This is a genomic window from uncultured Roseobacter sp. (genome assembly GCF_947501835.1).
In the GTDB taxonomy this organism is placed as follows: domain Bacteria; phylum Pseudomonadota; class Alphaproteobacteria; order Rhodobacterales; family Rhodobacteraceae; genus Roseobacter.
This window is the reverse complement of record NZ_CANMXR010000013.1, coordinates 84,532-107,854: the sequence shown is the minus strand read 5'-3', so window position 1 is coordinate 107,854 and position 23,323 is coordinate 84,532. Positions and strand designations below refer to the sequence as shown.

The 23,323-nt window shown below is 52.6% G+C and carries 22 protein-coding genes; 17 read left to right on the top strand and 5 right to left on the bottom strand.

Translation table 11 applies throughout. From position 1 onward, the window contains the following. The first annotated feature begins 26 nt into the window (after positions 1–26). The 14 genes from Q1A20_RS21975 to Q1A20_RS21910 all read left to right on the top strand — a co-directional run bounded on the left by Q1A20_RS21975 (position 27) and on the right by Q1A20_RS21910 (position 13,483). Positions 27–449: a hypothetical protein gene (locus Q1A20_RS21975; protein ID WP_299409991.1), complete on the top strand. Its 423-nt coding sequence runs from the start codon at positions 27–29 to the stop codon at positions 447–449. Positions 450–526: 77 nt separating this feature from the next. Then, positions 527–910 (top strand): hypothetical protein, encoded by a 384-nt coding sequence (locus Q1A20_RS21970; RefSeq protein WP_299409990.1) that lies wholly within the window; start codon positions 527–529, stop codon positions 908–910. A 236-nt stretch (positions 911–1,146) separates the two neighbouring features. After that, the gene (locus tag Q1A20_RS21965; RefSeq protein WP_299409989.1) at positions 1,147–1,851 is read left to right on the top strand and encodes a hypothetical protein; all 705 of its coding nucleotides are present in this window, start codon (positions 1,147–1,149) and stop codon (positions 1,849–1,851) included. Continuing rightward, entirely contained in the window at positions 1,841–3,367 is a 1,527-nt protein-coding gene (locus Q1A20_RS21960) for a tyrosinase family protein (RefSeq protein WP_299409988.1), read from the top strand. The genes Q1A20_RS21965 and Q1A20_RS21960 overlap by 11 nt, the downstream gene beginning before the upstream one ends. A gap of 20 nt (positions 3,368–3,387) precedes the next feature. Further along, positions 3,388–3,873 carry a hypothetical protein gene (locus tag Q1A20_RS21955; RefSeq protein ID WP_299918731.1) on the top strand — a complete coding sequence of 162 codons (486 nt, stop codon included), beginning with the start codon at positions 3,388–3,390 and terminating at the stop codon, positions 3,871–3,873. 503 nt (positions 3,874–4,376) lie between these two features. Beyond that, positions 4,377–4,841 (top strand): helix-turn-helix domain-containing protein, encoded by a 465-nt coding sequence (locus tag Q1A20_RS21950; RefSeq protein ID WP_299409986.1) that lies wholly within the window; start codon positions 4,377–4,379, stop codon positions 4,839–4,841. Further along, the gene (locus tag Q1A20_RS21945; RefSeq protein WP_299409985.1) at positions 4,838–5,407 is read left to right on the top strand and encodes a PIN domain-containing protein; all 570 of its coding nucleotides are present in this window, start codon (positions 4,838–4,840) and stop codon (positions 5,405–5,407) included. Before Q1A20_RS21950 ends, Q1A20_RS21945 begins: the two co-directional genes overlap by 4 nt. Before the next feature lie 174 nt (positions 5,408–5,581). Then, positions 5,582–6,598 (top strand): ParB N-terminal domain-containing protein, encoded by a 1,017-nt coding sequence (locus Q1A20_RS21940; RefSeq protein WP_299409983.1) that lies wholly within the window; start codon positions 5,582–5,584, stop codon positions 6,596–6,598. Then, complete coding sequence (locus Q1A20_RS21935) at positions 6,598–7,005, top strand: hypothetical protein (RefSeq protein WP_299409982.1); 408 nt, start codon at positions 6,598–6,600, stop codon at positions 7,003–7,005. Before Q1A20_RS21940 ends, Q1A20_RS21935 begins: the two co-directional genes overlap by 1 nt. A 1-nt stretch (position 7,006) precedes the next feature. After that, positions 7,007–8,485 (top strand): DEAD/DEAH box helicase, encoded by a 1,479-nt coding sequence (locus Q1A20_RS21930; RefSeq protein WP_299409980.1) that lies wholly within the window; start codon positions 7,007–7,009, stop codon positions 8,483–8,485. Next, a complete protein-coding gene (locus Q1A20_RS21925; protein WP_299409979.1) occupies positions 8,482–9,477 on the top strand; it encodes a ParB N-terminal domain-containing protein in 996 nt (331 codons plus the stop codon). Before Q1A20_RS21930 ends, Q1A20_RS21925 begins: the two co-directional genes overlap by 4 nt. A 154-nt stretch (positions 9,478–9,631) precedes the next feature. Next, on the top strand, positions 9,632–11,260 hold the full coding sequence (locus Q1A20_RS21920) for a radical SAM protein (protein ID WP_299409977.1): 1,629 nt from the start codon (positions 9,632–9,634) through the stop codon (positions 11,258–11,260). 19 nt (positions 11,261–11,279) lie between these two features. Continuing rightward, complete coding sequence (locus Q1A20_RS21915; RefSeq protein ID WP_299409976.1) at positions 11,280–12,827, top strand: ATP-binding protein; 1,548 nt, start codon at positions 11,280–11,282, stop codon at positions 12,825–12,827. A gap of 35 nt (positions 12,828–12,862) precedes the next feature. Next, positions 12,863–13,483, top strand: coding sequence for a hypothetical protein (locus Q1A20_RS21910; RefSeq protein ID WP_299409974.1), 621 nt, complete (start codon positions 12,863–12,865; stop codon positions 13,481–13,483). Positions 13,484–13,694: 211 nt separating this feature from the next. Here Q1A20_RS21910 and Q1A20_RS21905 read toward each other — a convergent pair whose 3' ends face one another. Together Q1A20_RS21905 and Q1A20_RS21900 are read right to left on the bottom strand one after the other, a co-directional pair. Further along, positions 13,695–15,344: an ATP-binding protein gene (locus Q1A20_RS21905; RefSeq protein ID WP_299409973.1), complete on the bottom strand. Its 1,650-nt coding sequence runs from the start codon at positions 15,342–15,344 to the stop codon at positions 13,695–13,697. Then, the gene (locus tag Q1A20_RS21900) at positions 15,341–17,158 is read right to left on the bottom strand and encodes a PIN-like domain-containing protein (RefSeq protein WP_299918725.1); all 1,818 of its coding nucleotides are present in this window, start codon (positions 17,156–17,158) and stop codon (positions 15,341–15,343) included. Before Q1A20_RS21900 ends, Q1A20_RS21905 begins: the two co-directional genes overlap by 4 nt. A 145-nt stretch (positions 17,159–17,303) precedes the next feature. Here Q1A20_RS21900 and Q1A20_RS21895 point away from each other — a divergent pair, with 145 nt between their 5' ends. After that, positions 17,304–18,455, top strand: a complete 1,152-nt coding sequence (locus Q1A20_RS21895) for a hypothetical protein (RefSeq protein ID WP_299409970.1) — start codon at positions 17,304–17,306, stop codon at positions 18,453–18,455. Between the two features lie 193 nt (positions 18,456–18,648). Here the strand turns inward: Q1A20_RS21895 and Q1A20_RS21890 are convergent, their stop codons facing one another. The 3 genes from Q1A20_RS21890 to Q1A20_RS21880 form a co-directional block, all read right to left on the bottom strand. Beyond that, positions 18,649–19,257, bottom strand: a complete 609-nt coding sequence (locus tag Q1A20_RS21890) for an SMC-Scp complex subunit ScpB (RefSeq protein ID WP_299409968.1) — start codon at positions 19,255–19,257, stop codon at positions 18,649–18,651. Then, positions 19,254–20,036 carry a DUF1403 family protein gene (locus Q1A20_RS21885; RefSeq protein ID WP_299409967.1) on the bottom strand — a complete coding sequence of 261 codons (783 nt, stop codon included), beginning with the start codon at positions 20,034–20,036 and terminating at the stop codon, positions 19,254–19,256. Before Q1A20_RS21885 ends, Q1A20_RS21890 begins: the two co-directional genes overlap by 4 nt. A gap of 188 nt (positions 20,037–20,224) precedes the next feature. Then, positions 20,225–21,382 (bottom strand): helix-turn-helix transcriptional regulator, encoded by a 1,158-nt coding sequence (locus tag Q1A20_RS21880; RefSeq protein ID WP_299409965.1) that lies wholly within the window; start codon positions 21,380–21,382, stop codon positions 20,225–20,227. Between the two features lie 48 nt (positions 21,383–21,430). Between Q1A20_RS21880 and Q1A20_RS21875 the strand changes: the two genes are divergently transcribed. Further along, on the top strand, positions 21,431–21,958 hold the full coding sequence (locus Q1A20_RS21875; RefSeq protein ID WP_299918720.1) for a hypothetical protein: 528 nt from the start codon (positions 21,431–21,433) through the stop codon (positions 21,956–21,958). Positions 21,959–22,537: 579 nt separating this feature from the next. Continuing rightward, complete coding sequence (locus Q1A20_RS21870; RefSeq protein ID WP_299409962.1) at positions 22,538–23,266, top strand: hypothetical protein; 729 nt, start codon at positions 22,538–22,540, stop codon at positions 23,264–23,266. The last annotated feature ends 57 nt before the right edge of the window (positions 23,267–23,323 follow it).

Here is a 23,323-nt window from a genome sequence, read left to right as displayed (position 1 = left end):
ATGCAGCAGATTAATGGGAATTCACTATGCTAATCAGAGTAACTACCGCGGTCTTCATAGCTCTGGCCCCGCACTTCGCAGTTGCAGGTCCTGTCTATTCTCATGATGAAGCTGGGAATGCGAAAGACGGAAGCCTCGCCGATCTGAGGCAAGCAGTTCAGCGCGGCGAAAGCATCACGGTTTCTTACACAAGCGGCGGTATCACCTGGTACCGGGCTTGCCCGAGCGTTTCGATCTATGGCGGCGTAGTTTCTTGCTACATTCAGGAAGTGCTCGATACTACCGACGGCGGGGGAGCTCGGACGTTCGACTCCCCACGCGCAATTGAAGCGCACATCTATGATACAACCGGCTACCGTGCAGCGATCAAGAAGAATTTCTTCGATGGTTCTGAGCTGGGTGTATCTCCCCCGGAGCGGCAGCAGGCACTAAGCTGGTTTGCCAACTGAAATCATTTGATCTCCAACACGACGTACTGGCTACAGAGCCACAATTCATAAGCGAAAAAATATGGGAGTTTGTACCAATGAGACATATCGTGATCGCAGTTCCAATGGCCCTGTTTCTTAGCAGCGAGGCTGTTGCCCAGGATACTGGCCCCCTGCCAGAGACCTTCAGTGCGACCTACGTCGCCACGGACACAGGGTGTCTGGGCCTGCTTATGACCGGTCAGTTCATGGCTCCAACACCAGGTTACCGGATATCTCTATCTGAGGCCAAGTCCCAGACTGGCACGCCTACCACCTATGGTCTTGATATGACCGCGACACCTCCAAGCGGCAATGTCCTTCAGGTATTGACGCCCGTCCCGGTCACCTACGAAAACGCCGGATTTGATCAATGCCCCTATGGCATCACGGTCACCTTCGAGGATGACACTTTTATCGTCCCATTCTTCCCGCGCGACTGAGATTTCGGGCCATCGAACTGGCTCACCTTAATTTGCGGCAATCCGGTGAATGCCAGAGTTGCTTGCACTGAAACAGCCCGAAGACCGGGCAACGTCCGCTCGAACACCGTGCGTCAACCTCAGTGTCGTGGAAAAACAGCATGTACTCTTTTTGCCCTCCAGCCCCGTTCCAACGATCGCGCGTGATGCGGCCGGCCGACCATGCAACTGGTTCAGTCTCCGCTAGTGGGCGAGGAATGGTGTTTGAGTACTCGTTGCCGAAGACCATTGCAGGTGTGCGCCTGCCCGACACGGAGCTCGCAAAAGATGCCGTCCTGATCATGTTGAGGTCTGTCCCGCAAACCTTGTTTAACTACTGCCTCAGAACGTTTGTACTAGGAATGATTGATGCGCGCAGGCGAGGGCTTCACGTCGATGTCGACGTCGTCTTTCAAGCCTCGATACTGCATGATCTGTGCCTGTCACCGGTTTACCCTGGCAATCCTGAAAAGACGTTCGAGGAGAATTCGGGCGAGTTCGCAGCTGCGTTCGCGAGAGCCTCCGGAATCTCGGATCGACGCGCTGAAAGGATCTATCAAGCCATTCTACTGCACGCCGGCAAAGCTGCCGGACGTTCACCAGATATTGAATTCGTCATGCATGGTGCGCGCCAGGATGTTGTGGGTCCTAAGCCTGAAGAGCTTTCGGACGCGCAGATTCAAGAAATCGAAAGCGCACTTCCAAGACTGGAATTCAAAAGCGAGTTTCTTTCCATTCTCTCTGATCATGTCTCCAGAACCAACAATCCCGATTGGACGACTGATTTCCTGGCGCAAACACCGCCGCATTTCCAAGATACCGGTGGACCTCCTGAAAGCTGTCTAGGGGGCCATGTCGAGAACTCATTTATGACCCGCAACAAGATCAACAAGAGATTGGAAGGAGCTACGGATGGATCGTAGAGATTTTCTAGTTGGAACCGCCTTTGTCGCCACGGCGCTTAGTGCCCCCGCAATCATGAGTGCTCAAGTCAGTTCGCAAACACCCGTAGCAGATGGTAAACGAGTGCGCCGGAAGCTTTCATCACTCGCGAACGATGATCCCTTCTTTGATGCCTATCGTCGTGCAGTCGAACTTATGCATGAGCAACCCGAGAGCAGCCCTATCTCCTGGATTGCACAGGCAAGAAAGCATGGAGATTTCTGTGCACATGGGACGCTTGAATTCTTCCCTTGGCACCGACCATATCTGGTGCTGTTTGAGCGTATTTGTGGAGCGCTGATAGGAGATCCGGACTTTGCGCTGCCTTACTGGGATTGGGCAGATAACAAAGTCCGTCTGCCTGCTCCCTTCTTCGGCGGCTCCCTTGATGTTGCTTCCTGGAATGATGACGGTAGATATTTTGGCCAAAACTGGGGGCCGATCAACAGTGTGCCTCACAGATATGGCCGCGCAGATCTTGGCGCAGCTGATCACCCGGGCTTTGCGGGTGTGTTCTCGCCGTCAAGCCTTCAGGCAATGGAGGACGCGCGAGACTATCAACTGCTCTCCGATCTGACTGAAAACCCTCATGGTGTAGTTCACGTCTTCACTGGTGGAGACTCAGATTTCAACCTGGGGACCCGACGCGGACACTTTCGAGACGGGCTCTCCCCGCTGGACCCATGTTTTTGGCTGCACCACGCAAACGTCGACCGCATTTGGGCACAATCCCAGATTCCTTTGAGCGACCAACTTGCGACAATGCCAGATCCCAACAAGATCTATGAGGGCATTTTCCATGATGAGAATGGAGCACCCGTCAGGCCCGCGATGGCAGACCAGTTCGATTTCAGTAAGCATGACTACATCTACGATTTCATGCTACCGGAACTGCTCTCCGAGGAGCAGCGAGCTCAGGAGGAGCAAATCGCGGCAGCCCAGTCGCAAATACTGTCACTTGCTGAGCAGAGGGGCTTTGATGAGCTCCAACTCGGCAGATCCGCGTCGGCTTTCGCCAACGCTCCGGTGGAACGCACCATTGCTGCTGGCGCGATCCTGCGTCTGAACATCCAGTCCGAGGGCGTGATTGACGTGATCAGTTCGCAAGCACTCGTGCCGCGCCAGCTGAGTATTCTCGATAGTGCATTTGCAATTGGTACCGGACGTGTCTACGCGCGCCTCAACAACGTAAAACCACTCGCAGCTTCAGACGGCAACTCGGTGAAAGTCTTTGTCAATTGCCCGTACCTCTCGGACGCAACGCCTTCTACGGACCCCCATTTCGCTGGGATGCTCAGCTTCTTTGGTTGCAACCCCGAGTTCTGTGGTCCGAGAAGCTTCTCCGTCGATATCACAGAGCCTCTGAACTACCTCGCAACCAATGGTTCCTTAACACCAGACAGCTTGCAGTTGCAGTTGCTTTCCGTGACCGGTGATGGTCGGCTGACAGGTAAAGACGTTGCCGACGTAGGTTCAGTTGAGTTGATTGGTGCGTGAACAAGCCATATGTGCAGTCTATGAGACAATTCTGCCAATGGACCTCCTTGCTTGCTGCGGCACTGATAGTGGCAGTTCCGCATGGTGTTCTGCATGCAAAATGCGCCTCCGATGAAAAACAGGAAAGCAAAACTGCGACTGATCTCAAAGACACTGAGTACCGAGTTCACTGGCCAAATGCAGCATTGAATGGCGCAGCCATTGAGCTCGTCTACCAAGTCAGAACAGAAAGAGGCGAGCTCCCAGCCGCGATTGATCTGTTCTTACGCGCCGATCAACGCCAACAGCGGCTTTATGTACAACGACTTGTGCCATTCGAGCCCGCGGATGAAAGCGGGATCAGGAGGGTTGTTGTTCAGCTGCCAGATATCGTGATGACACAGCTGTCGGTATCAGGGTCGCGCAGCGCCATAGTAGAAGTGATGTTTGATCCCTCCGCAAAGGTGCCGGAGGCGCTTCCCAGTACAGTTTCGATCATATCGGCCCGCATCATACCGCTCAAATGATTGACGGCTCGAGGGCTGTTATTATCGCCGGCGGAAGGCTATCGATCGAGAAGACAGAGAGCCCCAGGCGGCCGCAAGGCTGTTCGACCGCGTGATGGATGCCGAAACGACCTACAGATTGATGTTTTATCCGCCTAATGAATTCGCCCGGCTTAATCTCAGTGGCCGGTCACTGCGCAGTGCGTGACGATTTATTTTGGGTCCCATTGTCGTTACCGCGCACGGGACGGATTTCGATCATTCTGGAAGCTGTGATGGACTGGCAGGACACCTCCATACCCCATCTCAATCACACAGCTTTCGTCAATGCCTGCCGCGATAAACGCGGCTCCGGACATCAGACGCTTCGGGCCTATGCCCAAGGACCTGAGCGAACGGCGTTGGCACCTGTCACCGGTTGATCATAGCCCAAACCGCACTTAGATACGAAAATGCACTTAATTCACTTGTTGCATTTATTACATTTACGCCTATATTGCACTTTGTAGGATAGGAGACCACCCATGAACATGATGGCACATCGACAATTGCCACCGAGCGCTCAGGAGGCCGCAGTCGCGCGCGCATCTGGACAGTTGCTGTCGCGCTATGCACGCGACAAAGCACCGCTCAAGCTGCGCGTTACGGATGGGGAGCAGGCCGAACCTATCGAACTACCGGCGGGTGCAGTTGCTCTTCTCATGGACATCTTGGAAGCTATGGCAGCGGGGCAAGGCGTCACGATTATGCCCGAGAATGCCGAACTAACGACCGTTCAGGCTGCGGAAGTGTTGAATGTGTCTCGTCCGTTCCTGATCAAGCTTCTGGACGAACAAAAGATTCCGCACCGGAAGGTAGGAAAGCATCGTCGTATCCGCATGGAAGATATGATGGCTTACAAAGCTTCTATTGATGCTGAACGTGAAAGCGTACTCGACCAACTGGCCGCCGAGGCTCAAGAACAAGATATGGGTTACAACAACCCATGAGCCACTACACGGCTCTGCTTGATGCCAATGTTCTTTACCCGGCTCCGATGCGTGACGTGGTCATGCAACTTGCAGTGACAGATATCTTCAAAGCCAAGTGGTCTGAGGATGTCCATCGCGAATGGATCGAGGCACTGATGCGCAATCAACCTCATCGGGACCGAGCCGCACTTGAACGCACACGGGACCTAATGAACAAGGCGACACGAGATTGCCTTGTGACCGGTTACGAAACCCTAGTCGCATCACTTGACCTCCCTGACCCAGATGACCGACATGTGCTGGCAGCCGCCATTGTCGGCCGATGCGATGTGATCGTCACGCAGAACCTAAAAGACTTCCCTAACGATGCCATCAAGCCATTCGGAATTGAGGCCCAACACCCGGATGACTTCCTGAGCAACCAACTCGCCCTTGCGCCAGGTCTGTTTTGCTCAGCGATACGGAAGGTGCGAGCGCGCCTTCAGAACCCACCATACACAGCCGAGGACTACCTCGCGATACTCACGCAACAGGGATTGGTCGCAACGGCTGCGCAGTTGGAGCAATTCAGTGAGCTGCTTTGATCCCAAGCCAACTACTCGCAATGCAGGGTTACGCAACGGCAACAGATACATCGGTCGGTTTCATTTCACGAGCGTTGCCTATGTCGCAACCGTAGGAATACAGTGTCCACAGATACGCTCACGGAACGTCATTGGGCAAATAGCATTTAATAAGTCGCTCTTTAAGGAGTTAAAATGTCGTCAGGAAGTTTTGAGAACCTGCCAATCAATGATGTGCAATTGGACACGAGCAACCCAAGAATTCGCAGATTTCTTGAAATTTACGATCAGAACAAAATTGGCGAAAGCCAGATAGGGCTCGCTTTGAACGCACCTTCAAGCGATGCACCATCTGCCCTAGCAGATACAACCACGCCACAACGCTTACGCGAGTCCATCATCGCCAACAGAGGTATAAGACAGCCCGTTATTGTCAACAAACGGGCTGACGGCACTTTGGTCTGCATCGAGGGTAACACTCGACTTTGGATATACCGCGACCTTCACAAAAAGGGTGCCACAGGAGACTGGTCCAAAATTCCTGCACTGGTCCACTCTGGGCTGGAAAATGAAAGCATCGATGCGATCAGGCTCCAGGCGCATTTGGTTGGTCCGAGGCCCTGGGACGCCTACTCAAAAGCGCGCTATCTCCATGACCTTCAGAACAAGGAACTCATGCCCCTCGAACGTATTGTCGCGCTATGTGGTGGCAATCAACGCGATGTGACCCGATCAATTCAGGCCTACTCAGACATGGAAGAGTTTTTCCGGCCGTTATGCGAGCCCGGAGAATTTAACACCGAGAGGTTTTCCGGTTTCGTGGAGTACCAAAACCCGCGGGTGCAAGAAGCCATTTTGACAAGTGGCTTTTCTGGTGTCGATTTCGCCGAATGGGTAAAGGACGAACGCATAGGCCCACTGCGAGAGGTCAGGCAGCTCCCGGCTGTGTTGAAGGACAAAAACGCGAGAGCGATCTTCCTGAAAGACGGGATGAAACTGGCTGTGAGGGCGCTCGACCAAGAAACTGAAAATGTGGATCTGCAGAAAGCGACTCTCGGACAGCTGGCCTCTGCGCTTGAAAGCAAAGCAAATCAAACCTCTATGGCTGAACTGAGGTCCTTCAAAGAAGACGATGGCGCGACCTTGCGCCATATCGAAGCCGCGATGGATGCGCTTCGTTTTCTTCAAACCCAGATAACCGGCGACACCTAATGTCTGGTGAGTCCGAAGAACACACAATTCTGGTCTCACAGCTGTCTGACTTTGTGAGAAAGCAGCATGGAGGCATAGGAAACTTGGCTTTGTACGTTGACGATCAAGCGCTTGGCAGAGAGCGCCCTCAGCGCATTGGCAATCATCTACCCGACCTTTATGCCGAAGACGTGCCACGTACTTTTGTAGTGATCGGAGAAGCCAAAACGCGGCTTGATCTGATCACGTCCCGCTCGCGTCAACAGATAAGTGCATTCGTTGACTACCTCGCGCTCCACAAAGCGGCATTCTTCTACTTGGCGGTCCCAGTTCTCGCGACGCCAGCAGCAAACGCCTTTGTGCGCGAACTGGGCGACAGACATGTGCGTGTAAACATGCATGTGCTCCCCGTAGAAATTGAATACTGATATGCTTCGCCCTGACCCAAAACTCAACTTGTTTGCAAGATTTGATGCTTTTCCCTACCAGCTGGATGCGGTTGAAGCTGTAAGAGGCTTGGAATATGCGGCTTTGTTTCACGAACAAGGATTGGGAAAAACCAAAATTGCCATCGACCTCATACTGTACTGGCTGACCGAGCAATCGCTCGACACTGTGATCGTTATCACAAAGCGAGCGCTAGTCGAAAATTGGAGGCAAGAGTTCGCCGCACACACCCACATAAATCCAAGTATTTTGAACCAAGACCGAAAGCACAATTTCTTCGTAATGAACTCCGCTGCAAGAGTCATCTTGGGACATTTTGAAGTTGTCAAATCAGAGCAACAGCGGCTCGAGATGTTTTTACAAACGCGGAAAGTAGGCATCATCCTTGATGAAGCGCAAAAAATCAAAAACCCGTTAGCATCCCTGACGCAAGCCTTCCATGATCTTCGCGACGGGTTTCAGCGGCGTGTCATAATGACAGGAACGCCCGTCGCTAATCGACCGGAGGACATCTGGTCACAAATCTTCTTCCTCGATGGAGGGGCATCACTCGGTGAAGACTTTGATGCGTTCAAGTCGAACCTGTCATTAGACAACGAATTGCACAAAGATGTTGGTCGCCAGAGAGCCTTTGCAGAAGCCCTTGGTTCTGTATTTTTAAAACTAAGGGCATTTTCAGTCCGCGAGACCAAGGACTCAACTGGCATCGAACTACCTGACAAGGTTGTTCGCACGGTTTCGACATACATGGCACCGCATCAAGCCAAACTATATAACTCTTATCGCGAAGAGGCACGCGCCGAAGTCTTGAAAAATGGCATACTGTCTGAGGATGATGCAGAGGCCATACTGAAGCGGCTTCTGCGTCTGGTGCAGGTAACATCGAACCCAGCCTTGGTCGATGACGGCTACAAAGAAGACCCTGGGAAACTACCCGAGCTATTTCGCTTGGTGCGCGAAGCAACCGAGGACGGGAGCAAAGTCATCGTTTGGACGTCGTTTGTGCAAAATGCAGACTGGCTCTGCGAGCGCTTAAGTGAATATGGTGCGGTGCGAGTGCATGGCGAGCTCCCAATTGAGACACGAAACCGCGCCATCGACGATTTCAAGCAAGACGAGTCTGTCAGAATTCTTGTGGCAACGCCGGGTGCCGCCAAAGAGGGCTTGACCTTAACTGTCGCCAACCATGCCATTTACTACGACAGGACATTTAGTTTGGACGACTACCTGCAATCGCAGGACCGAATCCACCGAATTTCCCAGAAAAAAGAGTGCTATATCTGGAACTTAATATGTGATGACACGATCGACTCTTGGGTCGACAGCTTACTACAAGCCAAGCGCTTGGCTGCGCAGCTGGTCCAGTCAGACGTATCACAAGGTGAGTATGAAAGTGCGGCCAACTACGACTTCGGCCGTGCTGTAACCGAAATTCTAAATCCGACGGCTGAAGCGAAATGACCCAAGACGAAGACTATATTCTGATCAGGCAAAAGAGGATTCCGGCGGTCGCACGGGATATCCCGCATGCGGACTTGAGGTTCTGGCCAGATAACCCACGTGTGTACTCGCTGTTAGACCGAAGAACCGCTGAACCTGATCAAGATGCGATTTTTCGCTCCATGCTTAAGCTGGAACACGTCAGAGCTCTACGACATGACATTCTGGACAATGGCGGCTTGATCGACCCCATAATAGTCCGTGACGGTGACTTCGTCGTCATCGAAGGCAACAGCCGGCTTGCAGCCTATCGCTCTTTGGCATCCGATGACCCGACGAGTTGGAACACAATCCGCTGTCGCGTCCTTCCGGCCAATATTCAAGATGCAGACGTCTACGCGATGCTCGGTCAGTATCACGTAAAGGGAAAGAAAGACTGGGCACCGTATGAGAAAGCTGGATTCGTCTACCGACGTCATGTTGACCAGAAGGTTGATATTCCTGACGTGGCCCGGGAGCTCGGTGTAAGCCCACAACAAATTCGGCATCTCGTCGACGTCTTTCAATTTATGAAAGACAATGGTGACGACAATCGCGAGCGTTGGAGCCACTACGATGAGTTCCTGAAGTCAAGAAAGATCAAAAAAGCACGAGATGAAATTGCAGATTTTGAGAGCCACGTTGTTGGCCTGATTAAGTCTGGAACGATACGTGCTGTCGATGTTCGAGATCAGTTGCCAACGATCTGCCAAGCGCCGAAAATTCTAAAGAAATTTGCCAAGGGCGACCTCCAAATGGACGACGCCTTCACCGATGCACGCCACGCTGGTGGTGACAGCGTAGAGTTGAGCAAAGTCAAACGCTTCAGATCTTGGATTTGCGAGCCGGACATTCTGGATGAGATGGCAGAGCACAATGCAGGTGTCCGTCAAAAAATCGACTATGAGCTCAAGAAAATCGAAGCAAGAATATCCACGATACGAGATCAACTCGAGAAGTCTAAGGCGCAATGAACGCCGTTACATGACAAGGATTGAAAGCCGCTGATGGCTCAAAAAACATGGCGGTTGGCACCCTCTGGCCGATAAGGGGTCAGCATTAGTTTGAGGTAGATCGCCGAGACGGCTTGGTCTAAGGTGATTTTAAGAAAATGAAACGAGGCAGTTAATGGCCAACAAGAACATCCTTTTGATCGAACCCGGGTACCGCAACAAGTACCCCCCGCTAGGCCTGATGAAAATTGCACAGTATCACGGTCCCGAAGGCAAGCGTGACAACGTTCGTTTCGTAAAGGGTGAAGACCCATCTGCCTATGAAACCGCTTGGGACCGCGTATATATTACAACACTGTTCTCGTTCGAGTGGGAGCGCACGGCTCGAAGCATCAATTATGCATTAGATTTGGTCGGCGGTCAGGCACATCGAGTTTTTGTTGGAGGGATTGCCGCGTCTCTGATGCATGACGCTTACAATGCAAATCCAGAATGGCGCGGCATCCGCTTCATCAAGGGTTTGCTCGGTAAAGCACCTGCAGTCTCTCTAGGCTTAGACCCTTTTGATGAGGAGCTCTATGCGGACGATGTTCATGGCCAGCCGATTGAGGATTTGGTCCCCGACTACAGCATTCTTGATCACATAGAGTACCAGTATCCCGTTTCCGATGCTTACTTCACCTACACGTCGCGCGGGTGCGTGCGTAAGTGCGCTTTCTGTGGCGTGCCCGCTTTGGAGGGAATGCAGCGTGATACGCACTCGCTGACGCATGTCGTCGAAGGCGTAAACCGGCTTTATGGCGAACGGCGCGACCTCATTTTGATGGACAACAACGTTGTTGCATCGGCAAACTTCAAAGAGACAATCGCTGAAATCATCGATCTGGGATTTCAGCGCGGGGCGACGCTAAAGCGGGGGCGCTACGAGCTACAACGGCGCGTGGATTTCAACCAGGGCGTCGATGCCCGAATCCTCTGCAAGGATCCGATGTATCTACAGCAGCTTGCACGCATCGCGCTCAAGCCATTGCGCATCGCGTTCGACCACCTGGGGGTCAAGAAACCCTATGCTCAGGCCATTCGCTACGCTGCGGAGGCCGGGATTACGGAGCTGTCCAATTACATGCTCTATAACTTTCACGATGATCCGAAAGACCTGTTTGAGCGTATGCGCCTTAATGTGTCGCTGAACGAAGAGCTCAACATTCGAATTTTCTCTTTCCCTATGCGGTATCAACCCGTCAATCGACCAGACCGGGGACACGTTGGGAAGAAATGGAACTCATACTACCTGCGTTCAATGCAAGTCGTCCTGCAGGCAACACATGGGGTTGTTAGTGGCGCGCCGGAGTTCTTTAGAACTGCCTATGGTGATACGTACGAAGAATTTGAGAACATCCTTCTTCGTCCGCACCATTTTATCTTCAATCGCTACTGGTATGAACAATTCGATGGCAAAGCGGAGTTTGAGGCATTTCAGTCGGTTATGTCTTCTTTGGCAGATGACGAACGCACCGAGTTGGTTGGCTATCTTTGCGGTCGAGACAAACATGACTACCAGCACGACCTAAACGAGCTCGCCCCTGGGAAACTCCGGGATGCTGCACGGTACTTTGTACCAATGGCCAAAGCTGACGAAGCAAAAATCTGGGAAGCACAGAAGCGGCGGCGGGTCGAAAACATCGGCGCCTATTTGGTTCCTGATGACGAACGGGTAGAAGACGCGGCGCTTACTGATGAAGACATTCAACCAAGCGCAAAAGCCGCGAACAACATTGACAAAATCAAGCAAGTTTATGCTTAAGGGATTGGAGTAGTCGGCTATGGCAAACGCTGAAAAAATTATCGAGCGGCAGCTTGAAGAAGCCGAAGTGTTTGTCGGAAAAGACGTACTTGAGCTGCTGAGCAGCTCTATGTATGTCAATCCTCTCGCGATTTTCCGCGAGTATGTCCAGAATGCGACTGACGCAATCGACGATGCTGTTGCAAGCGGGCTTCTACCTTCGACAAATGATGGGCGGATTGACGTCAGCCTTGATCACATCGACCGCAGGGTTGTTGTACGCGACAATGGTGTAGGGCTTTCGAACGCCGAATTTCCATCCCGCATGCTATCATTTGGAGCCAGCAAGAAGCGCGGCACAAATGCGCGTGGATTTCGCGGAGTCGGACGGTTGTCAGCACTTGGTTATGTACAACAGCTGGTCTTCCGCTCACGGGCCCAGGGCGACTCCAAAGTGATCGAAGCAAAATGGGATGGTCGCGCTGTAAAGAGACTGCTTGCAGCAACTGACCAAGAGAGTGACCTGCAGTCGATTGTTCGGGAAGCTGTATCTTTGACGCATCTCGACCCGGACGAATACCCAGAACACTTCTTTGAGGTTGAGCTCATCAAACCGCGACGCATTGCGAATGATCGCCTGCTGAACGAAATCGAGATCGAAAACTTCATCGGACAAGTTTGCCCATGTCCATTTTCGCCAGAGTTCTCACTTAGAGATGAAGTCGCCAACCTTTTGGAAGGCCATGGAGGGGCGGGGCGCGCATACCACATCTGCATCAATGGTTCTGAGACGCCGGTATATCGACCACATCGCGACCAGCTCGCGTTTTCTGATACCAAAAGATCTGAATTCCACAACCTGAGGCCATTCGAAATCGAGGGCATCGAGGGCGAGACCGCGGCTGTTGGCTGGTTGGCGCACCATGACTACCAAGGTGCGATACCAGTTGCACAGGGTGTCAGGGGACTGCGCGCGCGCGTTGGAAACATCCAGATTGGACACGATCGTCTCTTCGCCGAAATTTTCCCCGAGGATCGTTTCTCATCGTGGTGCGTGGGAGAGGTTCACATTCTGGACCCGCGTGTTGTTCCAAACGGTCGACGTGATGAATTTGAGAATAATGCGCATCTGGACAATATCATCGCCCACCTTCGCCCCATTGGCGCAGAGGTCGCACGTGAGTGCCGTGTGTCCTCGCAGAAACGGAACAGGATTAAGTCATTTGAACTGGCGGCGGACAAAGTTTACGAAAAGCTTGAGGTCTTGAAACAAGGCGCGGTGTCGGACCGTTATGCTAAGACGATCAAGGCGGAAACTGGTACGCTGCTCTCAGAAATGCACAAAGCGATTGAGTTCGACCTTTTTGATGAGCAAGAAAGAGGTGCGCTTCGAAGACAGCTGCGCAAGATTGAAAAGGCAGTCGACACTCAGTCAACTAAGCGCGGTAGCGATATTTTTGAGAATCTGCCCAAACATAAGCGTGCGGCCTACAAAGAAGTTGTCGATCTGATATACGACTGCTCAGTCAATCAGGTCGCTGCCAAAAGTCTTATTGACCGGATATTCAACCGTCTCTCGCGGAAATAAGCGAGAGTATTTCCAAGCTGCTAAGGTTTGATTTGATGGATGATTTTACTCAGTTTCAGCTGAAGGAGTATGAGAATATTTCTCAGGCGCATTTCAAAACCAACGAGGTCCTTGCCACTTTCTACAGATACTTCCTGCTCATAACGGCGATCCCAATCACGACGATCGTTATAGCCGTGATGAACATTTCAGATGACGGTATAGGCCCAGAAACCCGGGCGCTTGTTCAGTACATCTTTGGCGTTTCGGCTCTTCTCTTAAGCGTAGTGGGCGCGGCAGTGGTGTCCTACATTGAGGGCTTAAGGTTAGACGCGATACTATATGCCCGGGTCGTAAACTCGATCCGAGACTATTTCTTCAACAAACCCGGGAATGATGAATTCGGTTTGTCCGTTCTGCCGCGAGAGCGAAGCAGACCAAAGTATGATGGATTTGGGGCAGGTTTCATCATGTACTTTGCCTGCGCGATTATGAACTCAACATTCTTCGCTGCTGGCGTGGTTGTACTGACTATCGACCACGGCACCCCACTGGACGCAATTGTAGTGTCAGAAGCACAAACCGTGGGTGCCGCCCTATCGTTTGTGGGAGCAATGGCCGTCCAAGCCATTATTCGGTGCCGCTTGATTTCTGACAAAGCGAACAAGGGATTCTGATGATCCAAGCGATAATTGGTCCGCTGGTGGTTTCGCAGTCAATAACTGAAGCTCTCAAAGCTATCTGTTTGCAAGACTTCTTCCTTAGAGACTTAGGGCCAAGCTATCCCAACCAACGGCTCAATCTACCCGATTTTGAAAGAATCAAATAGAACGAAGAGTCCTCTACAAACCATAAGTATTGCGACCTTCCCTTACCACTCTCTCTGAATCATGGACTCTTCAGCGCCTCTACAATCTTGTGCGCCAGTTTCGTCGCCAGTTCATCCGGTAGTTCCTCCCGGAGAATACCAAAGACGATTTCGTGAGGAGTTGCCTTGTCCCCACTACTGCCGTCATTTTCTCCATCAGGACTGTCGCCATTACCACTTGATGGGGTCTGGTTGTCATCCTCATTTTCGCCTTCTGTATCGGTCCCGACTGCGTCGTCGTCATCTTCGGTTGATTGCGTTTTGGCTGCAGCTACAGGAATTTTAGCGACTGTCTCCGCAAGCTCTTTCAAATTGGAAGTAAGTCGACTGACATCTTTAGGGTCGGCGCCGACCAGTTTGGTCGGTGACGCAAGCTCTTTAAGTCGTTCCCTTATCGTTGCTTCAATCTCTGTTTTTTCCTCTTCAGTGAACTCTTCCACATCAGCTCGTTTCGTCAATTGATCGATTGCATCACTAATTCTCTTGATCGCCGACCGAGTGCCAGATGCCGCTCTCACAAGCTTCACAACGCGCTTTACGACGACGGACTTGAGTTCTTTCCGTATGATGCGCCAGGCTTCGCTGTCTTCAAATCCATCGCGCCTCGCGTTTGGGACAACCTGAGGATTTGTAACAAAGATCTCTCCCACCGCGTAGGTCATTAGCCGTCTGTCTGACCCACTGGCTGTAGTCTCCTCGGCCAAACGCTGAATAATCGACATTCCCCCAATCTGGATATTTCGTGAGCGAAATCGGATGCCAGCCACCGTTCCATCTGAGATTTCACCTGGAAAATTCGAAACGCCGATCCATCCGAACCAACCGTTTTCCTTGGACGAGACAGGTTCGATGTCATGAAGCTTGGACACCCCTTTCCCCGCTGGATAGTGGTTCTTGTAGGACTTATGTATCGCCTTTCTCTCACGCTTCTGTTTCGTTTCGACATGTACAGTTGGAAGTTCGTCACCAAAGCTCTCGACAAACCTTCGAATACGGTCGGCATAAGAAAAACTGTCCAGATATTCGACTGGGGATACTTCTCTCAGATATGGTTCGAGAACTTGGAAATCAGCGAATTCGACACCCAGGTTTACTAGCCCAACCATGTCGACCTGTGTGAAATGCTCTTCTTCCTTTGCCGGAAGAACAGAAGTCTTTGTCGTCGAACTGATAACGTCGCGAATGTCGGCAGGTTCGGCACCAGGAGAAAAATAGCTTCGGATCATACCGCAATCGAACTCGACGACTGTCGCAGTCAGCTCACCCTGGGCAGAGGTCGTAAAACGCAGTGTGGTACAGTAGGCAATGCCCGCTAATCGGCCTATTCCTCGAAACCCCGCGTGTCGCGATGGTGTCTTTCTACTTGCACCCAACGATATCAGCGTCGAGACTGCCTTGCTCTCGACTATCCCGGTACCATTGTCACGAATGGAAAGTGATGGCGAACGCTGTGTTCCCTCGGCCGAAATCAGAATTCGCCCTTCACTGTCAGGAAGTATGCCAGCTCTAATGGAATCCTGAATGGCATCAAAGGAATTTTGAACGTACTCCCGGATGCTATGAAATGGATTCTCGTACATCCCTGTCGTCAGTGTTTCGAGGAAAAACGAACCGACCTCGATCTTTTTCTTATCCGGACTTACCGGACTCGCAGGTTTCCTCGGGGTCATCTTAGAAATACTCCTGTCTTTGGGCCCCAATTGATAAAGCCGAGCAGGTCCGGAATTACGATCTTGGATTTTGCATCTAGGTCGTGCTTCAGCCAGTTTGATGGGACAACGAACTCTTCCGCAATGAGTTCGAACACTTCGTCGATACTTAGTTCGATATCATTTCCCGAGCTATGGAGTGTTCGGGACTTCGGAGCATCCTCCTCAAGGAGATCATTTCCATCAACCAAAACATTTACGAGTATGTTGTTGTCATTTAACACAACTTCAGTCGCGATCACTCTCTTTGAGTCATTTGGCAAAGCCAAATATTCACGCCGCACTGGCTTGAGCCTCGTTAGAACCACATTGTAGGCCTCGGTCAACTCGTCTGCAGTGCTATGATTGAACAATTCCTCGACTACACTGGGCTTCGCTATTGGCTTCTTTGGCTCACCAGATGTGCCAAGATAAACTTCAGCCAAAGCGCCAATTATCAGGTCAGATCTCAAAGGGCGTCCAATGTCGGGATCATTTAACGCCCTTGCTAGCATTTCTGCAGGCTCCAGGGCACCTAGGTTTGCCGCTGAAACAAGCCCTCGTCCCACCTGTATGCGCCTTGAACGGTCGAGCGTTGTCAGCTCGGGCTCGATATCGCGAACGGCTTGATTTTGCCCTTGCCAACCTTCGGTAACCAGATCGCTGATAATCACGTCAAGCGGCTTGTCTGGGTCGGGGTCGAAACCAATGTCCTCAGAATTGAACTTGGCGACATATTCGTCATCGTACGTTGGAGATGTGGCCCTCTTTGTACTCGTTTCGCCTGTATCATCGGCGGGCGCCTCTTCGGACTGAAGAGCTGCTGCCAAGTCCCGCACGTCCACACGCTGCTGCGTCCAGATTTGTGCCAATAGCTCCACGGTCACCACGTGAACGCCCTTTAGCGATGGGCAACGTTGTTCTGCTTCGTACACAAGCAATGGCGAAGCTAGTGTAAGGCCGGTCTTGTTCTGATGAGGGCGACCATTCTTGTCACGTACCCGATCCGGTTTGTAGGCCCAGTCACCTTTCTTGATATCTCGGGTAACCACAATAAGATGCTCTGCTTCTTGGCGGACACAGTCCTCCAAAATTTCAAGCCAAATTATAAGATCTCCGTTGGGATTGATCTGCTTGCCTTTGTTTTGCCCACTAATGGAAGCGGTACCAAATTGTTCAACCTCAACGTTCGCGTCCGCGTAACCCGGAGGTATGCGGTGTGCCGTGCGCCAGTTAGCCGTTGCCTGAACTTCAGAAAGGATGGTTGGGAGCTTTGATGCAATGCGCCGCTGATCAATAAACGGCAGCAAACGCTCGGTTGTATCGTTAATACTTGGCTCGTGATGGCTAATCCTCTTCACCAGCTCTTCTACGCTACCGAGAGCTTTTCCCAACTCCGTTTGGAATTCGTCTCGAGTCATTCCGTCAATTGTATTGTCGTCCACGTAGCGAGACGTTTCAGACTTGAGCGAGGCAAACTGCTTTTGAACACTTCCAGCCACAGATTGGAGCGGCTTCTTAGGAACGCGTTTCTTTAGGTGTTCCCAGGTTTCGTTTGCGGCCCAGATTGGCACGCCAACGCGGCTGTCGTATCGACCGAGTGCGGACAGTAGGTCGTCGCTTGCGCGCGAACTCATTTCGAAGCAATGGATCAGAACATTCGCGTCTAAGTAAATGCGACCCTTCTCGTCCTGCAATGCCGCCGAAATCTTCTCGATGCACTCTTCTCGCGAGGGGCTTACGTCATGAAAAAGCATTCGGATAGTAAACCTTATTTGCGAACGTTCAAAGCTCATCTCTATCACAGTAAGTCACCTGGCCACCAACACTTCAACCCTGAGTCTCGATTGGTATGTCGGTATGGGCAACGATAGGAAAATTGCGGAATAACGACGGCTCGTCCATTATGAAAGAGATCTAAGGATACTCGAGTGGTGGTAGATGGTGGACGAAGAATGGGACATGCAGCATCTTGGTCAGCTCCGGCTTACTTGGGAGCACATCTTTGCCGCATTCGTACTCTCTGGACCTTACCGGGCCGAAGCGGCTAGCAAAGACCTTCGACTTGCACATCACACCCTACTGTCAATTCTACGCTCGCAGGTTACGGCGGCGGCCATCTTGGCAGAACCTGACAGGAAAGCAGAACTGCTCAGTGCCGCACACTATTGTGCCCAGGACTTGCCAGCTGCACTCGAACACGACCACGCGTCCGCCCCCCAAAGCGATACTCACTTAGGCAAAGAACTGAACGCGTTGGAGCGCTCCGAGCTCTATGCAGAAGCGAAAAATCGATTGTTCTTCGGGGTAGGAGATTCTCTAGCATTCTTATTGGCGTCCATGACGGGTAGTCGATTCTCACCTCCGCTAGATAGCACCACGTTCGCAAGAATTGCGTTTGAAGCAAGTTTCGATATTCTAGCAGGCCATCCCGCCAGAGCCACCTTCGCTGCATGGATCGAAGCGGAGAAAGATGAGCATCGAAGCTTAAGACATTTTGCTCACGGCCGTGAGAATAGTCTCGCTCTGCTACACTACTTTGGTGAGGAGAAACGCTGGTCGTTCTGGCGCGCATGGTATCAAAGCTTTTTGGACGGCGAGCCGCTCGATTGGGATTTGCAGCGTCGGGTGGTTCTGATCAAAGACCCAACTTGGCGGGCCGGATCTGAAGCCGTCGCCAAGGAAATCGAGAACATTCAAACCACGCTCGACCTAGAAAAGCGCATCGAAGAGCTTGAGGAGGACCTAAGGCGAGCAACTGTAAACCGCCACGGAATTGGTGGCAATATGCCGCCAGAGCCAGTTGAGAATGTACCAATCGCGCAGGAATTGGTCATTGTTTGGCAGCCACTGGAAGAGATCAAACTCGAAATGGCCAGTGACGATCCTGACCCAACACGCCTGCAAAAGGCCATCCATGAATTAGTCAAAGCATTGAAGATGGGACTTGCATGGTGCCTGAATAAAGGCGATCTGATCGTAGACACAGCGATCAAATGGGCAATCCCGACTGGTGGCGGCTATCTCGCTCTGAACCCAGAGAAACTCGAAGCCGTGATAGAAACTGCAAAGAAGCTGGTGGATGCCCTCTGAAGAAAGTCGAACCGGAATCCCTAGATTTCGCTTTGTCCAATTTTGTCCACTGACATCAACTCGACGGTGGGTTGGCAGTGAACCGCAAGTACGACGGATAGCATTGCAGCGTGTTTTAGATTGGATGAACGGCAGTTCAGCGCGCTCATGGGTTTGGAATTGAGTGTACTCAAAAATTCTGAGTCCTGACATTCTATTTCAGACAACCAACAGTCAAATCCATCTCAGGCAAATCCCGTAAGCTCTGCAGATCGAAGGTCATCAGGAACGTCTCGGTTGTCACGAAGGTATGCGGCGCGCCCACTCGCGGCGATCGCGGGCCGCTGGCGATCAGGTCCTTGTAGCGCAAGCGGGCCAAGAGATCGCGGCTCACGTCTTTGCCGAAGATGTCCTTCAGCCCAGCCCGGTCGATGGGCTGGTGATAGGCGATGGCGCAAAGCACGCCCATCTCCATCTCAGTGAAGGCAAGAGACTGGTCGCCGAGAGCCGCGGCGGCTTTGATGGCATCGGCAAACTGCGTTCGGGTTCTGAACATCCAGCCGCCTGCCACCTGAACCAGCTCGTAAGGTCTTCCGCTCAACTCGGCCTGGATATCTTCGATCAGCATCTCGACCGAGGCCCCCTGCCCCACCACACGCGCGAGGTCTTCGCGGCTGACCGGCGACGCACTGGCAAAGAGCACCGCTTCGGTCCGCCCCATCCATTCGCGCCAGCGCAGCTCCTGTGGCAGATCGTTGAGCTCCCGGTCAAAGACGGCTCCACTCTCGTCTGTCAGCTTCCGCTTCTTGGCAGCGACAGTCATGATGCGATCCCATAAAGCCGGAACGTCGAGCGTCCGGTCAGTTCCCGCGCCACACCAAGCTCGACCAACCTATCGCAGAACCGCCGTGCCGCCCGGTCGGTCATCGGATAACTCGTCCCTTGGATCATTGGGGACAGCATCGTTGAGGGCGCCACGGCATCCTCAGACAGGAATAGTGCGACGGCCGCGTCCGATCCTTTCGCGCGCAGTCTTGGGGCGATGGCGCGAAGGGCCTCCGCGCGGCTGGCCAAGTCTCGTGCCAATCGGATCGTCTCTGCAATGGACTCTAGAATCCGCATCTGGACTAGTAGCTCAGCCCCCTGCCCCTTCGCAGCCAGATCGCGCAGCATCGATTTGGTCAGCCGCCGAGCCGAAACCGGCAGCACAGTTTTCCAGTTCAGAGCCCGCGCCAGAACGACATCCGACAGCAGACAGGCGACCCGCTCCGCCCGGTCGTCGGTCTCGAGAACGGCCCGCAGGACAGCAACGCAGCCAGCCAGCGGTCCATGGGTCCGCGCACGTTCATGCCCGGCAGCCAGCCAGTCGCCCAACTCCCCCGCGAAATCCGCGCCAACCAGATCAGCGATCTCACCCGTCCCGCCTGCCTGGAGGCGCGCTGCCGCACGCCAGAAGGCCAGAAGATCGCCATCCGGACCCCGCGCCTCTCCCGGTGGTGCCAGATGAAAGGCGTCACGAATATCGGCCTCGCGCGCCAGGCGTCCTTCCAGTTTCGAGGTCGCGGTCGCGCGACCGTGCTGCAATTGGAATTGAATCGCCACATTTCTACAGCAATGAAGGTCCATAGCCGTGAAATACTTCGACATCTCCTCAGAGTGCAGTCGTGATGAACAACCACGGGCTGCCCATGGGAAGAGGCCACCGAACGAGGTTGGATATCCCATCGGCTTGGGTGGATTGCGTATACTCACGTCTATGACATTCAGCGGTGCCAACAGACACAGACACGCTATTTTCTCAGATCAGACGGGGTTTGCCCTGTCTCGCGCTTGAACGCTTTGTAAAATGCAGAGCGGGAGTTGAAGCCGACGTCGTAGGCGATCGCCAAGATGGTCTCGTCTGTCGCGTTCAACTGTTCGATTGCATCCTTGATCCGCCACCCATTCACAAGATCGAAGAAACTCTTGTTCAGATGAGTGTTCAGCGCTTGAGACACATAGTGAGACGTGACGCCAATGTGCTTTGCCAAATCCCAAAGTGACAAGTTGGGGTCACGGTAGAGGATATCTTTGGCCATTGCGGCCTCAACCTTGCGAGCAATGCGTTGCAGCCGATCGTCATCAAGCGCGGATTTCTCATATTTTCGCGGCTTGGGGTTGTCGGGCTCCGGGGTGGCCACGACGGATTGGCGTGTCATACCAGGACGCTGCCGCAAACCCCAAACGCCGAGGGCCCAGAATAGACCAAGCAGCGCGAAAGCGTTCAGGGTCGGCAACCATGTGCCATGGGCCTCTTCTGCAACGAAACCTGACACAATCGATACGGTAAAGGCGATACTCACGCAGAAGTAGACCACCATGCAGATCAAGATCACCCATATCCAAGTCAGTTCTCGATTTTCGGTGCTGGCAAACACATCCTTTAGACGGGTGCGATAGGCCAGTAGCCGCCGGATGATCAGGTAAATGTAGGTTGCTATCATCGCCCTGAACACAAAATCGGCAAGCAGAACCGCCAGCGCAATAACAACAAATCCCAACGCCCGCGGGTCATCATCTTGCAGCTCTACGGCGTCAAATTCGTCTGGAAGCAACAGGAGGGACCAGAAGAGCATCACAACACAGATGATCGCGATCACGTGGTACCGCAGTTTCGGGATCCGTCCGGGTTGGCCTTCCGTTGTCAGCGCCCGCACATAGACCCAAAGAAGGAACGGAAGGGTTGTTTCCAAGCCACCTACAAGGATGCTGATACGGAAAAGGATGCCCATGCCGTTGGGATCATACTCCTCGGCCATCGTGGCGACACCGGTTGAGACCCCTTGGAACAGGAACAACAATGCCAAGGGAAGATATACGCCAGTGTCTCGTCTCCTAAGCAGCAAAAGATGCCCGCAAAACAGACAAATGGCAGTCGTAATGATGCTGATGGAGGTGTCCAGTGTCATTCGGCGCCCGTTTAGCCTTCTTTATTCAAAAGGTGATGTGCCTTGTGCTTGACGAAACCGCAATCCCGCTCGTTGAGCGCCGGGACGGCGTGGACAGCCATCGCCGAATATCTCTTTGATGCCGAACAAGGACAGTTTCAAAGCAAGGGCTGGGCAGCAGAAAGAGAGACCTTTCATCACCACAGCTGCCCAACCAATTTTCGATCAAATAAGGTCCTTTTGTTTGGCCAATACCTGTTTGGAAGGTATCAGCCGCTATGTTCAAAGCCCGGAGACTGTAGTCGCGAGTGCTTGGTTTTCTGCTGCGACCCTTTCTTGGACAGCCCTGCAAGCTTGCAAGTTTCCTTCAACACAAGCCGCATCAAGCTGACTACGGGCGGATTTCTCTGCGGGAGTTTCGCAGGCGCAAAGCCCCAGAACGGCCAGGATCAAAAGTCTCTTCATGTATGGTTCTTTCTGTTAGATATTCTGATCGCGCTGTCGAGACGCGCCATGTGGCGAACGCAGCGCGCATTTCGTGGTTGGTTCGTTGGTTTGTGTTTTATGAACGAGGTCGTATCGGCATCTCCTGCTTGATCGCTTGGAACGATGTCTTGTCCATAGAGGCGCTATTGTCGTCCATCCCAACGGGCGGAGACATTAATTGCGAAAGTTGCTGAGTGGCTAGCTGGCCGCTCGTCCGGCAAAGCCGTCCACTGCGTTCCATTGGCGTGTCTGCCGTCGCAGTTTCCGCCTATGGTCATATAGCCAAACATGGACGGTTGACTATGTACTGCCTCCATTCACAGATCGCGCAGTCTTAAGACAATCCGGATGGGGAAGCCGCAGCATCAAAGACGGCCCAAACCGGACCTTTCACTAGTCGTCAAGATGCTGCGGCGCGGCCCGTCAAACCGGTCGTTCGCTGCGGCCGCCTACTTCAAGTGCCCCTAAACTGACAGTTTCGGGACTTTACTGCCATTCGCATTCAGTTGAAAACTGTCCTCTTTCCATCAGCATGTCTACATGCGCATTCTGTTCCAATCACCTCAGGTTTGGTGTCGCGAGGAACCGTTTGGCAAGGAGGCCATCTCTTGGAAAGACGGTTTCGGGTTGCTGCATGCCAGAAGTTATCTGGTAATCTAAAATTTATACTTCCGACGAAGTGGACGACCGATGAACTTTTTTGATTATGCGGCGCGCACGAATTCTCCTGAAGCGCGTAAAGCTCTGCAGGAAGAGATAGAACTTGCACGTTCCCGAAATGGTCATACACGACAACGCGACTGGTGGGCGATCAGTCACCGCGCGGTCACAGACCAATACACCGTCGTGCACGATGAAGACACAGTTCAGTATTTGATCGACGCAAGCATCGATACCCGTCATGTGGCCGTATTTCATTCCCCCCTTTCACATCTTGACCCTTATGAACTCAAACGGATTTTGAAGGCCGCGCCTGTTGATGGGTCAACAATCTTGGCCGCGTATCTCATAGCGTTCGCGGATGTTCTGGAAGGCCACTACTCCAAGGCCTGCAAACTCGCTAATTATCATCCGTTCATTCAGGACGGGCAGGTAAGCTTTTCCGACTTCGATTGCGGGGACGAAGAGTTCATGAACCTTCTGGCATCGCTTTGGAAGAAATCCAAACAAGAGATAGCTTTCGATGCTGGTCGCAAACAAATCCTGTACAAAGCGCTTGAAGCCGATCTCACTGCCAACGATGCCAAACCAAAGTGGTTCATTCCGTCGGATGCCTTTTTACCATTCGAGGGGCGACAGGGAGAGACGGATGAAACTGTCTACGATTTGCAAGTGTATCGGATACCTCCCAATGCACTCAGGACACGCGTTGGATTAGGTGCGAGAATTACAAACCTGTTCAAAGTTATCAAAAGCTGACTTTCATTCGAGCCGAAGCATTCGACACTTTTGGGCTCAAAGGCGGTCATCTGACAG